Origin of the sequence: Streptomyces sp. WMMC1477 (assembly GCF_027460245.1) — a bacterium.
Taxonomy (GTDB): domain Bacteria; phylum Actinomycetota; class Actinomycetes; order Streptomycetales; family Streptomycetaceae; genus Streptomyces.
In genome coordinates this window covers 3,793,338-3,808,599 of the sequence record NZ_JAPZBD010000003.1, presented here as the reverse complement: position 1 = coordinate 3,808,599, position 15,262 = coordinate 3,793,338, and the positions used below count along the sequence as shown (strand labels likewise).

General features: G+C 70.0%; 9 protein-coding genes and 4 pseudogenes. 11 read left to right on the top strand and 2 right to left on the bottom strand.

Annotated elements, in window-relative coordinates; all coding sequences use genetic code 11:
- From O7609_RS17120 to O7609_RS17080, 9 genes and pseudogenes are all read left to right on the top strand, one after another.
- Nucleotides 1–993 carry a sugar phosphate isomerase/epimerase family protein gene (locus O7609_RS17120; protein ID WP_269736109.1) on the top strand — a complete coding sequence of 331 codons (993 nt, stop codon included), beginning with the start codon at nucleotides 1–3 and terminating at the stop codon, nucleotides 991–993.
- A 575-nt stretch (nucleotides 994–1,568) separates the two neighbouring features.
- Nucleotides 1,569–1,796 (top strand): annotated as a pseudogene (locus O7609_RS17115) (helicase associated domain-containing protein); the annotation flags it as partial.
- A 301-nt stretch (nucleotides 1,797–2,097) separates the two neighbouring features.
- On the top strand, nucleotides 2,098–2,532 hold the full coding sequence (locus tag O7609_RS17110; protein ID WP_269736108.1) for a cupin domain-containing protein: 435 nt from the start codon (nucleotides 2,098–2,100) through the stop codon (nucleotides 2,530–2,532).
- 113 nt (nucleotides 2,533–2,645) lie between these two features.
- Nucleotides 2,646–3,385 (top strand): annotated as a pseudogene (locus O7609_RS17105) (transposase family protein); the annotation flags it as partial.
- 82 nt (nucleotides 3,386–3,467) lie between these two features.
- Nucleotides 3,468–3,732: pseudogene (locus O7609_RS17100) on the top strand (transposase); the annotation flags it as partial.
- A gap of 380 nt (nucleotides 3,733–4,112) precedes the next feature.
- Complete coding sequence (locus O7609_RS17095) at nucleotides 4,113–5,558, top strand: class I SAM-dependent methyltransferase (protein WP_269736107.1); 1,446 nt, start codon at nucleotides 4,113–4,115, stop codon at nucleotides 5,556–5,558.
- Between the two features lie 199 nt (nucleotides 5,559–5,757).
- Entirely contained in the window at nucleotides 5,758–7,110 is a 1,353-nt protein-coding gene (locus O7609_RS17090; protein ID WP_269736106.1) for a peptide ligase PGM1-related protein, read from the top strand.
- A gap of 153 nt (nucleotides 7,111–7,263) precedes the next feature.
- A complete protein-coding gene (locus O7609_RS17085) occupies nucleotides 7,264–7,569 on the top strand; it encodes a hypothetical protein (RefSeq protein WP_269743840.1) in 306 nt (101 codons plus the stop codon).
- A 373-nt stretch (nucleotides 7,570–7,942) separates the two neighbouring features.
- Nucleotides 7,943–8,350 (top strand): hypothetical protein, encoded by a 408-nt coding sequence (locus O7609_RS17080; RefSeq protein ID WP_269743839.1) that lies wholly within the window; start codon nucleotides 7,943–7,945, stop codon nucleotides 8,348–8,350.
- A gap of 499 nt (nucleotides 8,351–8,849) precedes the next feature.
- Here the strand turns inward: O7609_RS17080 and O7609_RS17075 are convergent, their stop codons facing one another.
- The gene (locus tag O7609_RS17075) at nucleotides 8,850–10,646 is read right to left on the bottom strand and encodes a sugar-binding protein (protein ID WP_269743838.1); all 1,797 of its coding nucleotides are present in this window, start codon (nucleotides 10,644–10,646) and stop codon (nucleotides 8,850–8,852) included.
- Nucleotides 10,647–11,200: 554 nt separating this feature from the next.
- Between O7609_RS17075 and O7609_RS17070 the strand changes: the two genes are divergently transcribed.
- Nucleotides 11,201–11,965 carry an IS5 family transposase gene (locus O7609_RS17070; protein ID WP_269734603.1) on the top strand — a complete coding sequence of 255 codons (765 nt, stop codon included), beginning with the start codon at nucleotides 11,201–11,203 and terminating at the stop codon, nucleotides 11,963–11,965.
- A 516-nt stretch (nucleotides 11,966–12,481) separates the two neighbouring features.
- Here the strand turns inward: O7609_RS17070 and O7609_RS17065 are convergent.
- Nucleotides 12,482–13,060: a recombinase family protein gene (locus tag O7609_RS17065; RefSeq protein ID WP_269736116.1), complete on the bottom strand. Its 579-nt coding sequence runs from the start codon at nucleotides 13,058–13,060 to the stop codon at nucleotides 12,482–12,484.
- Between the two features lie 94 nt (nucleotides 13,061–13,154).
- Between O7609_RS17065 and O7609_RS17060 the strand changes: the two are divergent.
- Nucleotides 13,155–15,223, top strand: a pseudogene (locus O7609_RS17060) (thioredoxin domain-containing protein).
- The last annotated feature ends 39 nt before the right edge of the window (nucleotides 15,224–15,262 follow it).

The following is a 15,262-nucleotide window of genomic DNA, read 5'->3' as shown; positions in this document are numbered from 1 at the left end:
ATGAGGGCACGCGACATCTACCTCAGCTTCTTCATGTTCACCGTCGACCTGCACCCGGATGATCCCCAGTACACCGAGGTCATCGTCAGGCACATGAAGGAACTGCAGGAAATCGGGTACGCGGGCTTCGACATGCCCGTCTTCCCGAACAGCGGGGGCGACCCCCAAGCGGACGTACCCCGCTACGAAAAGCTCAGGAAGGCTCTCGACGCAGCCGGTCTGGAGAAGGTAGGTCTGACCACCAACGTGGCCACGACCCCGGCCTACAATCCCACATCGCTGAAATCCGAGGAACGCGAGGCGGCCCTGGCCTACCTCAAGTCCCGGGTGGACATCACAGCGGCCCTGCGCGGCACCATCATGGCGGGCCCCGTCCTGTTCCCGTACAACCTGTTTCCCACCCACAACGGCGAACCCCTGTGGAGTGACGCGCTGCAGGACTGGCTGCAGCCCCGGTACGAGCTCGCGCAGCCGCTCTTCGAACAGCTCGGCGAGTACGCGGCGGACAAGGGCGTCCAGGTCGCCATCGAACCCGTCGACCACTGGGAGACACCAGCCCCGAACATGGTGCGCGACGTGCTCGACTTCCTCGTCGGCGTGCGCACTCCGCATATCGGCGTGGCCGTGGACAGCTCCCACGTCGTCCTCGGCAGCAGCGGCCCGGAGGCGTACCGCCGCGACATCACGGACGCCGACGCCCAGCACCGCCTGCACTACGTGCAGGTGTCCCCGCCGGACCGCGGCGAGGTCGCGGACAGCTGGATCCCCTGGCGCACGTTCCTCGAGCCCATCCTCCCCGTGTACGACGGACCGCTGCTCATCGAAGTCTTCAACGCCATCCCGGCATTCCTGAATTCGTTGCGGCTGACAAGGCGGAAGTTCTGGATCCCCGGTGAGGACGAGCCGGTGCGGGACGTGCCGAGCGCCTACGAGGTCGCCGAGGAAGGGATCAAGAAACTGCAGTCGGAGCTGGCCACACTGCACACGACATGATCCGGTCCGCCCCTCGGTCAAGACTCCGTGGACGTGTCAGGAACCTTGAACAAGTCCACGGGGCTTCAAATGGGTTGAGCCTGCTCGCCGAGAGGGCGGCACCGGAGGCCTCGGCGCGGTCATCAGCCGCTGAACGACGTCGTCCCCCGTGCGTCCTCGACGGGCTCGACGGCCGGGCTTTCCTTTTCCGTCGTGGTTCGTCCGCCCCGACTGGCTGGCCAAGGCCCTGCAACCGGGCCCCGGTCAGCCTGCCACACCGCGAACTTCCGCGACCGTTCGAACCCACTCGGCGCCGTGAGGGGTGAAGGCGTGCCGCGGGGCAAGCCATGCGTGAGCGCACGGTCCGACCCGCGGCGAGCGATCGTCCACGGGCGGCGGAGCCGTCATCCGCCGAGGGCCCGGCGGAGGGTGTCGTGACAGCCGATGACGGTGCGATATCGACGAGTTGCAGGGTTCGCAGCACCGGCCACCAGACTGACGACCGCGAGGCGGCCCCGGGCCGACCCGCACCACGGCGAGTCCGGGCGCGGGCCACTGCCGGAAGGGCTGCAGGGCGGCGGGGTGGCTAGCAGACCGCTCAGCAGGCGTTCCAGCGCGGTCTGGCAGCCCTCACCCAGTTGATCGAACGGGAAGGCCATCGGCCTGTACCGCGCGGCCACAGGGAAGAGATCGCCGTCGACGACGAGACGGATTCTGTGGTCGTGAAACTGAGCGTATGGGTCTCCAACACCCGCGCGTGACGCGACAAACTCACCCCAGGCCAGCTGGCCGCACTCCGAGAACTGGGCGTGCAATGGGCGTGATCGAGCACGCGGGTGCGATGTGAGAAGTGCCGGTCCCAAGACAGTGGAGCGGAGCGAGGTGTACCGCCCCAAGACAGCCACACCCGCTACAGAAGCCGCCCCACAATAGTGACCACTCCCTTCCTCAACGCCCGACCAGCGAAAACACTCCGGCCTGACTACCCGTCATTGTCCGCGAGCCGACACCAAGCCGGCAGATCGCAGCAGGGACCCCGGCGACATCCGGATGCGAAGATTCCGCCCCCAGGGGCCGGTTACCGGTATGTTTGCGGCGGTATCCGCCCACGCCCCGGAGGCTCGCATGCGCACCGCATACCGTACTGCCGTGGCCGGTGTCGTCACTGTCGCCGCCCTCCTGACCTGCGGCTCCGCCGGGGCCACCCCGCCGGGGCCCGGCATCACGTCCCGGCTTCTCGCCCAGACCACCATCGACGGCACCGATTACATCCTGCGGGAGGCCACGATCCCGCCCGGTCAGGCCACCGGCTGGCACTACCACGACGGCCCGGTGCACGGCGTGGTGCGGCAGGGCACCCTCAGCCACTTCGATGCCACGTGCCGGTCGGACGGCGTGTACGGCCCCGGCGGGACGTTCCGGGAAGCGGTCGGCCCCGGCTACGTCCACATCGGCCGCAATCTGGGCGACACCCCGGTGGTCCTGGAGGTGCTGTACGTGCTGCCGCACGGCTCCCCGCTCTCCGAGGATGCCCCGAACCCGGGCTGCCCGTTCCAGTGAGCGCTTTCAGAGCGGCCACCGATGGGGTGACGGCGGCGAGGCCGCAACGCACGAGGCACCCGCGCCGTTGAGGGAGATATTCGAAGTCTCAACTCATCAGCGCAGGTGCCTCGTTGGCTCCCTATCCTGCCGCACTCGACCTGCCTCATGCGCTGGTCGAGTGGGTCACCATGCTCATCGTCACCCGCGAGGGTGAACGCCGCTGCAAGCTCCCGCCGCACCAACGCGCGCTCGTCGCTCTGGTGTACCTGCGCAAGCACGACACCCTGGTCAGATCGCTGCGGCCTTCGGCATATCGGTCGGCACCGCCCACGCCTACACCGCCCAGGTCATCGATCTCCTGGCCGACCGGTCACCGGGCCTATTGAAGATCCTGCGTGAGACCGACCCGGAGTACGTACTGCTCGACGGGACGCTCGCCGAGTGCGACCGCGTGGGCGACGGCCGACTACTCGCACAAGCACCGCCGCCACGGCGTGAACGTGCAGGTCGTGGCCGACTCGACCGGCCAGATTCTGTGGATCTCCCCGGCCCTGCCCGGCAGACGTCACGACCTGACCGCGGCCCGCACCCACCGGATCATCCGGATCTGCGAGCGCCAGGGCGTCCCCATTTGGCCGACCGCGCCTACACGAGCGCCGGCCCCTGGGTCACCACCGGACGCAGACGCCCACCCAACGGCCAGCTGACCCCGACAGAACGGACGGTCAACCGGGCACTGGCCACGTCCCGAGCTCCTGTCGAACGCGGTATAGCACGACTCAAGTCCTGGCGAATCCTCCGAAGATCGCGGTGCAGCCCGCACCGCATGACGTCAATCGCCAAAGCCGTCCTCACCCTCGAGAGGCAACGGTGCTCGGAAACGGGCACGCCGGGTGCGGGAAGCGGTCCGGGGAATCGGACCGGTCGACAAGACCGGAACCGCGCTCCGGATCGACTTCACCGTCCACAAAGCTTCCGGTCTACGGGAGTTCGCCACGTCGCGGGACTGGCTGACCATCTACTACCTGCCGCCCTACGCCCCCGACCTCAACCCGGTCGAAGGCATCTGGTCCCTGCGAGTGGCTGGCTCTCCAACGTCGCCTTCAGCACGCCAGAGCACCTCATCCAGCGCATCCGCCGCAGCCTACGCCACATCCAGTACCGCCCCGGCTCATCGACGGCTGCCTCGCCGAGACCGGCCTGGCAATCAACCCCTGACCCCAGGCGGCACACGAGTGCAACCTCAGTAATCGGGACAGCACAGCCGCAGGTTCCGATGCCAACCGGACCTCCTGCGACAGGATCGTGAAGGTCTGCTGTGCGTTGCCGAGGGCAGGTCGGCACCCTTGCGGTATCTCAGCCGATGCCGTCGCTGCCACCTCTTCCTCTTCGGCCTCCTCGTCCCGCTGAGCGCACGCGGTTGCCAGGCCCCCCGTTCGGGGGAGTGATGTGGCGGGCGAGGAGGGGGGCACCGAGGGTGGGAGGGAAGGCACGGTCGGCGATGTGGACGTGCACCGCTCTCGCCGGTCCGCAGCTGTCGGCACGTGGTGCACGAGACGTCCGACTCGATCCGCTCCACAGCAGCAGAAAGGGTACCTGTGAACGCACTGCATCCCGTCCCCGGGATCGACTCCTGCGAACGTGTCGAGGACGTCGTCGCCAAGGTGATCCAGGAATGCCAGAACGGACTTCCGAGCCGTGTTCTGCACCTGAGTACCGCAGTGCCGTGGGAGGCGCTGACCGACCGACTGGCCCACTACGCACGGTACATCGACGGGGCGTGGGCCCGCCGGGACACCGGGGTCGACCTGCGGGTGCCGCGGGCCGCCGTCACGGTGGAGCTGCTGGCCGGATCGGTCCTGGTCTGCGGCCACCGGACGGACTCCTCAGGCGCGCCTGACGGCACCGGGCTGCTGCCGCGCCCGCCCCGGGCCGACGAGGTCTGGCGGCAGGCCGACACCCTCATGGACATGCTCGGCGGGGAGCGGCCGGTGATGGCGCCCGCCGAGCTCGAAGGGCTCCTGAAGCACGACAGCTGGCTGGTCGCCACCTTGGCGTCCGACCTGCTCAACCGCCTGGGCACGGCGACCGTCCCGCACTTCGTGCGTGACCACGATCCGCAGATCGTCGCGGACTTTGGCGGAGCCCGCCCCGCAGACGGCCGGTTCACCGAGAGCTGGGAGTCCCGGATCAGCGTCGACGAGTACGCCCTGTACGAGGCCACCCACCCCGCCTACGCGGTGCAGATGGTGGAACTGGGCCGTACCGTGCGGGCCCACGCGCCCGCCGTTCCGGAGACGATTCTGGACGTCGGGAGCGGGCCCGGCCTGCCGACGGTCATGCTGGCCGAAATGTTCCCGGACGCGCGCATCGAGGCGGTGGAGCCCAGCGCGGCGGCCTTCCCGCACCTGGTGCGCAACACCGCCCGGCACCGCATCACCGCACACCACACCGGAATCTGCGAGTACGCCGGCCCCACCGACCACCCCCTCACCGTGTCCGTCGGCGCCTCGCACCACCTGGACACCAGGGTGTTCCTCAAAGGCATGAAGCGGCACACCGCCCCCGGTGGACTCATCGTGGTCGCCGACGAGATGATCTCGCCGTTCAGCTCCGAGGAGCAGCGGTCCCGCATCATCGCCGACCACCACCTGGCCTACATCGAGGAGGCCCTCGCGCATGTCCGGGCGGCGGAGCTGCCGCCGGAGGAGCAGCGGAGGCTGGAGGCCCTCCGCGGGGTGGACCGGCGCACACCGGGGGCGCTGCACCGGCTCCTGGAACAGGTGCGCCGCGAACGGCACTGCCACCACGATGACGACAGCCCCTGGCAGCGGGTGCGCTTCACCGTTCTGGAGCTCGAGGCGCTGGTGGCCGGGCTCGACTACGACGTCGAACGGAAGACCTACCCGGAGAACTTCATGGCCCTGGCAGAGGACGAGGGGCTCGAGATCCTCGACCACACGCGCGTGCACGCGACACTGGGCCCCTCGGACCGCGAAGCTGGTACGCATGTGTTCACACTGCGCACCCCACGGTCCCGATGACCGCCAAAGCCCCGGGGCGGGACGGGCGGGGACGCACCGGCGTCCGGCCCGGATCTGTGTCCAGAGCCGGGAGTGCTCCCCGCAACTGCTGGAACGGCTGACCGGCGCCACGCTCTTCCCCGAACGGCCGGTGGGGGCTGCCATCGTCAACACGGTCCAGCGGTCGGGCGGGCGGCTGCTGTACGTGACATCACCTGCCATGATCGAGGCCGACCAGCAGGTCGACTACTACCTCGGCCTCCTCACGGCGGGCACGGGCCCCGGGCGGGGCACGGACCGTGCCCGGGTTCGCGTCGTGAGCCTCGACGACTCCTCCCCGCGCTGGCTCAGCGAGAAGCTCCTCGACCCGGACAGCCCGAAGGCGGCCGAGGTGCGGGCCGCGCTCCGATCGTTCGCCCAACGGGAGGCGGACGAGGGCGCCGAGGTGTCCCTGAACTACTTCGAACCCTCGGAGCCGCTGGAGCACCTGGCCCAGGAGCTGGGGGTGCCCGGCGACCAGATCCACTCCTCGTACATCCCCCTGGGCACCAAGGACGCCGGACGCCGCCTCCTCCTCGCGGCCGGGGTCGCCGTTCCCGCGGGCAGCCCGCTGTGCCACAGCACCGCCGACCTGGCGCGGGAGACGGCCCGGCTGGTGCGCGGCGGGTACCGGAGGTTCGTCCTCAAGCTGAACAGCACCGCCTACGGGGGCGGGCTGGGCAACGCGCTGCTCGACCTCGGCGACCTGGACCCCTCCAGGGGGCCGGACGGCGTCGACGCGCTGACGGAGCGTGTGCTCGCGCGGCTGCCGCACGCCGCCCTGGTGGACGCCAAGCTCTCCTGGCCGGAGTACGCCGAGGCGGTCGCGCGGTCCGGCGCCGTCGCGGAGGAGCTGGTCGAGGGCGACGAGGTCCGCAGCCCGAGTTTCCAGGGGAGAATCACCGGCGAGGGCGCGGTGGAGGTGGCGTCGACCCACGACCAGGTGCTCAGCGAAGCCGCCCAGACCTACACCGGGTGCTCGTTCCCGGCCGACGACGCCTACCGCCGGACGATCCTGGAGCACGGGGTCCACGTCGGGCGGGTCCTGGCGCAGCGCGGGGCGCACGGCGGCGACTACGGGGTGGACTTCCTCGTCCGGCGCACTGCGGCCGGATGGCAGGTCCTCGGCTGCGAGCTGAACCTCCGCGCCACCGCGACCAAACACGCCTTCGCCATGGTCACCGGGCTGCTCGGCACCTGGCCGACGGAGGACGGGCGGCTGTTCACCGAGGGCGAGGAGCGGGTCTACGAGGCCTCGGACAGCATCGTGGACCCCCGCTACCGGGGGCTGCGGCCCACTCAGCTGATCGCAGCGGTCGCCGACTCCCCCCTGCGCTACGACGCCGCCCGCCGGACCGGGGTCGTGCTGCACATGATGAGCGCCGTCCTCACGTACGGGAAATTCGGTGCGGTGTGCGTCGGGCGTGACCGGGCGGAGGCCCGGCGCCTGATGCGTCAGCTGCGCGAACTCGCCGACGGGCTCGTGGCCACGGCACCGGGAGCCGCGGCGGGGGGCCGCGCACAGGAGCGGTGAGGCCGATCCCGTGGCCCTGACGGGTCGGCGGTTTCGTTCGGCTGCGCGGTCGGGGGTACTGCGGTGGGTGTCCGTGACGGGAGGTGGTCGCGGGTGGGGGTCGGAAGCCTGAGGTTTCCGGTGGGCGGGGCGGTGCCGGACGGGGCGCCGTGCGTGGTGGTGTTCGCGCACGGGCGCGGCGGTTCGCGGCGCAGCCCGCGCACCCGGGCAGCCGCGGAAGTGGTGCGGCGGGCGAGGCTGGGCAGGCTGCTCGTCGACCTGCTGACCGTGGAGAAGGAGCGGCTGGACGCGGAACCGACGACGACGCTCGGGCAGCGGTTCGGCCTACCGCCGCTGGAACGGCGGCTCGTCGGCCTCGTGGACGCGGTCGGCCAGATGACCGTGGTGAAGGGCAGTGCGGGTCGAGGTCGACCTGCAGTCCCCGCGCCCTGCCGGATCCCGCTGGTGCCGGCACCATGACCGCTGTCTCGTTGGACGAAGGACCCACAACAGCCAACCCGGCTTACCCCCTCAGTGTGATCACGCGGGCTGTACACCACCCCCCTTCACCTGTAAGAGCGAAACCTGACACATCACGACATCGGAGGTGGGTGGGCGGGAACTCTCGACAGCAGGGCCCGGAGGGGCGCGAGAGGAGCGAAGACCGAGGACCTCAACAAGACTCAAGTCCCTGACGTGTGTCGACCACACGCTGCGCTCGTCCTGCAACCCCGCAAACGGCCCCCATCCCGCCACCTGAGCGAAGCTCAGGAGCGGTGCCCCGCCGCACAAGAACCGCAAACGCCCGAGAGCCGCCCCCCGCGGCCGGGCTCACCCAAGGAAGGTGCACGAAATGGTGAACATCGGAGAAGACGGCGAGCACACCTTCTCGGTCAACGACCAGTCCGCCATCAACAAGGCAGTGTCCGAAGCGACGGGCGGCCGCCTCGACGACAAGGCCCTCCGCAGCCCAGACATGCTTGGACGAAACCTGTCCGACATCCTGTCCCCAGAGGAACTCCTCAAGCTGGCGGGACTTCTCGAAGCTGGCCGCCGGTCCGGAAGCATTGCCACAACCCCCAACGGTATTGAAGGGATTCTGAGCCTCGAAGACATGGTCGAGCGCATGAACGAGATGACGCTCGGTGACCTCATCTGGCGTCCCATGCCCGGCCGAATGGAGAAGTCCGCCAACAACCCCGACGGCATCGCGGAGGCCTCACAGAAGGTCAAGAACATGGTGATCAATCGCCCTGTTTAAGCCTCGATCTTGCGTGAGAGTCCTCGTGAGCCCGTGCTGGCGAGGACTTCTTGCTTTTCGGGTCGGCTTTGGTGTTGGGGCAGGCTGATCGCCCGGCTGTCGTACCGCGTGATCGCGGGGTTCCACTGCTCCGGGGGTTCTTCTGCTCGTGCTGACAGGGCTTCTCTGCTGGTCAGCCGGGGTTTGGGAGGAGTGCGAGCCGGTTGTGGGCGGCGAGGAGGACGTGGGGCCCAGGGCCAGCTCGTCGGCCTCGTGGACGCGGTCGGCCGGCCGCCCGTGCCCACGCAAGCAAGGGCCATCACGTCCGGCGGACGCACTGGCCCCAACGTCATCACGATGGCACAACCACGAAGACATGACGCTGGCGACCGGGACAGTCCGGGAGGCTGCATCCTCCGGTGCCCGGTTCGCGGGAACGGACCGCACAGGGCAGCAAACGCGGTGGGCCGGCCAGCACGGCCGGCCCACCGCGTTCGGCTTTGCGTGTCCTACGGGTGCCTCAGGTCCTGGGCCCGCCTGCGAGGGGGACTCCGGTGCGCTGGCTCTGGGCGACCGACGCGGGGGAGTTGATGCTTCGCGCCGCCTCGGTCGGGATCCGGGGCTCACGGGTCGGCACGTGAGGTGCGTCGCCGCCCTCCAGCTCCGCGCGCCCCCACACGTACGGGTCGGCCTGCGCGCTCCCGAACGGGGACCAAGCGAGCCGGGTCTGGCCGGTCTTGTCCTGGGTGTCCGAGTCGTATGCCATGACATTCATGGTCAGCCGCTTCGGGTCCGCAGTGCTGGGCAAGGCCCGGAGCGGGATCTTCACCTCAACCGTGTAGCCGGTGTACGGCTCCTGTGTAACTGCGGACGCCACCTGCATGCCGGCGGCGGTCTGCGCGACCGGCCCTTGCCAGTGGTCGGCGTCACGCCCGGCACACGGGCCGCCAGCCTCGGTGAAGGGCAGCACACCGACCTTGAACACCGTGGAGGTGTCGTCGGACGCGCCACCCGGGTCGAGCCCGACCTCGACGGAGTCCGTGCGCCAGTGCCGTTTGCAGTCGTCTCCCGACAGGGCCGTGCCCCGTACGTCGTCCCTGACCCGCACCAGTGCGTACAGCGCATCGCCGAACCGGGACAGCTTCGCTTCGGCGGCGCAGTCGGCGCTGTTCTTGCACCCCTTCCCTTCCCAGTGCGTCAGGCGCAGCGTCCCGCCCGGGTACTCGCCGTCCCGGGCCTTCCCGTCCACGACCGGTGCGACGGACGCCTCGGGTACGCGGGCCCGGGGTGGTTCCGGATAGTTCGGCTGGGCCGCATTGGCCAGCCACGGCATGCCGACATCGCGCGCCCAGCGGGCGAACTTCGCGTAGAGCGGACGCAGTCCTGACTGCGGCTCGACGGGAGCCCGGACCGGCTTGCCGTGCTGCGCCAGCACGGTGAACCAGTCGCAACCCAGCTCTCCGCGCGGCGTCTCTACATCCGGGGGCACCGCCCCGAAGCCCTGCGAGAGGTACTTGCGCTGCGCGTCGCGCTCTACCTGAGCCCAGGTGGAGCCGTGCCGTGAGGACCAGGCGCCGCTCCACCAGCCGCGCACGGGCAGCCCTGTGGCCGGATCGCGCTGCGGCGACTTGGCGCACGCGCGGCCCACCGGGCCCTGAAACCCCCAGTTCTGGGCCAGAAGCCGGGAAGGCTGATGAGGGGCGTACTTCTCCTCCGTGATCTGCGCCGGGAACGCGTTCCGGTCACCTGCCAGCTGGAAGGCCTGGATCGCCAACTGGCCCGAGAGCTGGTGCCCACCGTGCTGATTGAACGGGCGCGGGTCCATGGCCACCACGATCTCGGGGGTGGTGGCCCTGATCAGCCGCACCAGCCGCGACAGGGTGTCCCTCGCCGGCGTCTGGCCGTCCCACACCCGGGCCGTCAGCGGAGCCGACAGCGAATACCAGAAGTCTGGTTTGTCGAGATAGTAGACATTCTGGATCCCGGCCAGGGCGACGGCCTCCCGCTCCTCCCGCTCACGGAGCATGCCCAGCTCCGCCCCCTCCTCTGGGCCGACAGCGTTACCACCGCCCTCGCCGCGTGTGATCGTCACCACGCCGGTGCTCAGACCACGTCGCTCGGCCCACTGCCCGAAGGTGGAGAGTGACTGGTACTCATCGTCGGGATGTGCGCCGACGAACAGCACCTCGGTGTGCGCGGGGTCGTGGCCGGCATCGGCGGTGCCAGCCACGACAGACGCGGGCCACGCCGCCGCCAGCGTGGCCGCCGCAAGACAGCCGAGCAGCGCTGGCCGGACTCTTCTCAAGGGGTGCCGCATAAGGGAGCAGACTCCTTCACAGGTGTGAGCCTCATGTGCGCGGGCGGGAGGCAACTCCCCGCCCCGACCTCGACACTGCTCCGTCCAGGCCCACCGGGAAGAACGATTCTCCGTCGCCGCGCACCACGACCACCCGAACGGCGGCACAGCATCGCTCCTCACCGCCGGCCTCCTGGTCGCCGCAGCGGGACGCGTCGTTCCTGGACTCGGCTGGCTCCCATGCCGACCCCGATGGCTGGTGTCAACGAGCATGGCGCAGCTCCGCGCGGATCGAGCGTTCCGTCCACGAGGGGGGCCGCTCTGACTGGGGACACCAGTCCCGAACATGGTGCGCGACGTGCTCGACTTCCTCACGAACGTGGTCAGGTCGAACGTGGCGCACGCGTGGAAGTTCCCACGTCGTCCTCGGCAGGAGCGGCCCCGAGGCGTACTGCCGCGACACTGAGCCTTTGCCAACCTGGGCTTTGAGCTGTCCAGTTGGCTCGACACAGGGGTGAAGCCCCTGGTAGACGGGTTCACGACCAAGATCGCCCGATACCCACCAGAGGCTTCACGTGCTTGTCTACCCGTGCGGGCTGGACGTGTCCAGTCGGTCCCTGACCTTCCTCGCCGCTCGTCTGCGCGAGCACCGTCGTCGGATCGGAAGCCGCTGGCGTCGGCTCACCGTCGGCCGTCAGGCCCTGCTGGTGCTGGCGCATCTACGCAACGGGACCACATATGCCCAGCTCGCGGCGGGTTTCGAGATCGGCACGAGTACGGTCTACCGGTACATCAACGAGGCCGTCGAGCTGCTGGCCGCACTCGCACCGACCCTCGCCGAGGCGGTTCGGACCGCTTCGGGGAAGGCCTACGTCCTGCTCGACGGGACGCTCCTGCCGATCGACCGGATCGCAGCCGACCGGCCCTTCTTCTCCGGCAAGCACAAGAAACACGGGATGAATGTGCAGGTCCTCGCCGACCCCTTCGGCCGTCTGCTGTGGGCCTCACCGGCCCTGCCCGGCGCGGTCCACGACGTCCGCGCGGCCCGCGAACACGGCATCGTCGAAGCCCTCACCGAGGTCGGCGTCACGTGCTGGGCGGATAAGGGCTACCGGGGCGCCGGCGGCACAGTCCGCACCCCGTGCTGGGGACGGTGGGAGACCCTCTCCGCAGGTCAGAAAGCCGTGAACCGGTCCCAAGCGAAGATCCGGGCCCTCGTCGAGCAGGCCGTCGCCACTCTCAAGGCCTGGCGGCTCCTCCGCAGGCTCCGCTGCTCGACCATCCGCACCACCGGCCTCGTGCAGGCCGTCCTCGCCCTACATCTGGCCAGCTCAAAGTGAGGTTGGCAAAGGCTCACTCTTCAGAGGATCCATTTCACTCCCTTGCTACCGATGTGCTTCCTGACGCGAAATGCGTCCGTCACACCCTTCCCGATCGCTCAGGTGCTTTCGCCTACCAATGGCATATTTGAACGGCATGTTCACTCGTATAGCCGATACGCTGCTATAGGGCGAGTACTGAGGTTTTCTGGGTCTTCGAAGTTGTGCGGTGCGGAGGTGTCCGCGGGCTCGGCGGATGGTGACGCAGCGTGTCCGTAGACGCCACCCGGGCGTCGACGCGGTTGCGCGGCACGTCGCCGAGCGAGACCCCGCCGCACGTCGCCAGAACCGGTAGCGAGTGCGGCTCTACCTTGCACCGTGGGTCAGAGATAGGACGCCGGGGCCTTGGAGCGGTACGCCCGACCCGGCGTCGACGCCGTCGCCCGTCATGCCTCCGAGCGTGACCCCGCCGCACGTCACCGGACGTGACACCCCTCGTTTGCGGCTGGTGACAGCGTTCTTACCGGCACCCAGAGTTCACCACGGTTCGCGCGATAGCCGCACACTCGTGGGGCGGCCATCATCTGTCTTGATGATCTCGCTTTCCTCGGTGAGATCCATCGGACCCGACGGGGTGTAGAAGCGCCGGCTTGGGTCGAGCGTGATCGCCTCGACAAAGTCCTCCCAGTCCCGGTCCGTGCGCTGCACGCGGTCCTGGTCCACGCAGATGACCCCGTGGACCGGGTAGCCCTCTGGGGTGTGCCCGCGGCGGAGGTCCCGGAGCATCGCCTGGATGAAGTCCGGACGTACCACGTCACGCTTCGAGGCTGACAGGTCGTTGTCGGTGTACCGGTGGACGATCACGGCGTTGTGGCGAGCCGCGTTCCTGTCGTTGCGGCGGTGCTGGTTGGCCACGCCCTTACCCGCCGACCACGCGGAGGTGGCGGCCTTCTTCTTGTTGTGCTTGCGCCAGTCGTCCGAGATGCGGGAGTACGCGATCAAGAAGGGGGTGTCGGGGTGGAGCCGGGCAAGCTCCTCCGGCGGAGCGAGCCCGGCGGGCCTGCCGCGCAGCTCAAGATCGTCCGGCCCGGCTTCGTCGGGCGGAGCGCTGGACATGGCGTGTTGGTTACTGATTGTGCTCAAGGACTTACTCCTGACCCGGCCGCCCGAAACCTACGCGGGGCGGTTCGGATCATGCGACGATGCCGGTATGAACCGACTGGCTAACGAGCAGTCGCCCTACCTACTCCAGCACGCTTCCAATCCGGTGGATTGGTGGCCATGGGGAGAGGAGGCGATGAATGAAGCTAAGCGGCGGGACGTACCCATCCTTCTTTCGGTGGGCTATGCGTCCTGTCACTTATGCTTCTGTAAGTTTACTGGTGCCATGTCATGGCGCACGAGTCCTTCGAGGACGAGGCCACCGCCGCCTACCTCAACGAGCACTTCGTGAGCGTCAAGGTGGACCGGGAGGAGCGGCCGGATGTGGACGCCGTCTACATGGAGGCGGTGCAGGCGGCGACGGGCCAGGGCGGTTGGCCGATGACGGTGTTCCTCACCCCCGAGGCCGAGCCCTTCTACTTCGGCACCTACTTCCCGCCCACCCCCCGGGGCGGGATGCCCTCCTTCGGCCAGGTGCTGGAGGGCGTGAAGGACGCCTGGTCCGGGCGGCGCGACGAGGTGGCGGAGGTGGCCGGGCGCATCACGTCCCAGCTCGCCGGACGCACGATCGGCTACGGCGAGAAGGCGCCCGAGCAGCCCGGCGCGGCCGATCTGGCGGACGCGCTCCTCGGGCTGACCCGGGACTTCGACACCCGGCACGGCGGCTTCGGCGGGGCGCCGAAGTTCCCGCCGTCGATGGTGCTGGAGTTCCTGCTGCGGCACCACGCCCGCACCGGAGCCGAGGGCGCGCTGGAGATGGTGTCGACCACCTGCGAGGCGATGGCCCGGGGCGGGATCTACGACCAGCTCGGCGGCGGGTTCGCCCGCTACAGCGTGGACGCCGGGTGGGTCGTGCCGCACTTCGAGAAGATGCTCTACGACAACGCGCTCCTGTGCCGTGTCTACGCGCACCTGTGGCGTTCCACGGGCTCGGAGCGGGCCCGCCGGGTGGCGTTGGAGACGGCGGACTTCATGGTCCGCGAACTGGGCACCCGGCACGGCGGGTTCGCCTCCGCCCTGGACGCCGACAGCGCCGACCCCGCCGATCCGGACGGCCCGCACCGCGAGGGTGCCTACTACGTCTGGACGCCGGAGGAGCTGCGCACCGTGCTCGGCGAGGAGGACGCCGCCCTGGCCGCGCGCTACTACGGCGTCACCGAGGAGGGGACGTTCGAGGAGGGCGCCTCCGTCCTCCGGCTCCCCGACACCGGCGAGCCGGTGGACGCCGAGCGGGTCGCCTCCCTGCGGGACCGGCTGCTCGCGGCGCGCGCCTCCCGGCCCCGCCCGGGCCGGGACGACAAGGTCGTGGCGGCCTGGAACGGGCTGGCCGTCGCCGCGCTCGCGGAGGCCGGGGCGTACTTCGAGCGACCCGATCTGGTCGAGGCCGCGGCGGCGGCCGCGGACCTGCTCGTCAGCGTCCACACCACGCAGCGCGGCGGCGAGCTGCGGCTCGCCCGCACCTCGATCGACGGGACGGTGGGCGCCAGCGCGGGCGTGCTGGAGGACTACGCGTGCTGCGCCGAGGGCCTGCACGCGCTCTACGCGGTCACGGGTGACGACGCGTGGCTGGAGCTGGCCGGGCTGCTGCTGGACACCGTGCTGACGCGGTTCACCGCCGAGGACGGGGCCCTGTTCGACACCGCGGACGACGCCGAGACCCTCATCCGCCGCCCCCAGGACCCGACGGACGGCGCCACGCCCTCGGGGTGGACGTCCGCGGCCGGCGTCCTGCTGACGCACGCGGCCTACACCGGCGCCGCCCGGTACCGGGAGGCCGCGGAGCGGGCGCTCGGCGTGGTGAGGGCGCTGGGCAGCCGGGCGCCGCGCTTCATCGGCTGGGGGCTGGCCGTGGCGGAGGCGGCGCTCGACGGCCCCCGGGAGGTCGCGGTCGTGGGCGGGGAGGCCGACCCGGCGGCCCTCGCCCTGCACCGGGCCGCCCTCGTCGCCCCGGCGCCGGGAGCGGCCGTGGCCTTCGGCCCGCCAAACGCCGGGAGCCCGGCCCTGCTGGGCGGGCGCGGCCTGGTCGAGGGGCGGCCCGCGGCGTACGTGTGCCGTCACTTCGTGTGCGGCCTGCCCGCCACGGACCCGGAGGTGCTCGGCGAGCAGCTCCGCGCCTGAGCGAGCGGGGCGGCCCGCGCCCGGACACCGACCGTCCGG

Coding starts and splice junctions, on each gene's coding strand:
- O7609_RS17120 (WP_269736109.1), top strand. CDS start 1: ATGAGGGCACGCGACATCTACCTCAGCTTCTTCATGTTCACCGTCGAC.
- O7609_RS17110 (WP_269736108.1), top strand. CDS start 2,098: ATGCGCACCGCATACCGTACTGCCGTGGCCGGTGTCGTCACTGTCGCC.
- O7609_RS17090 (WP_269736106.1), top strand. CDS start 5,758: ATGATCGAGGCCGACCAGCAGGTCGACTACTACCTCGGCCTCCTCACG.
- O7609_RS17080 (WP_269743839.1), top strand. CDS start 7,943: ATGGTGAACATCGGAGAAGACGGCGAGCACACCTTCTCGGTCAACGAC.
- O7609_RS17075 (WP_269743838.1), bottom strand. CDS start 10,646: ATGCGGCACCCCTTGAGAAGAGTCCGGCCAGCGCTGCTCGGCTGTCTT.
- O7609_RS17065 (WP_269736116.1), bottom strand. CDS start 13,060: ATGTCCAGCGCTCCGCCCGACGAAGCCGGGCCGGACGATCTTGAGCTG.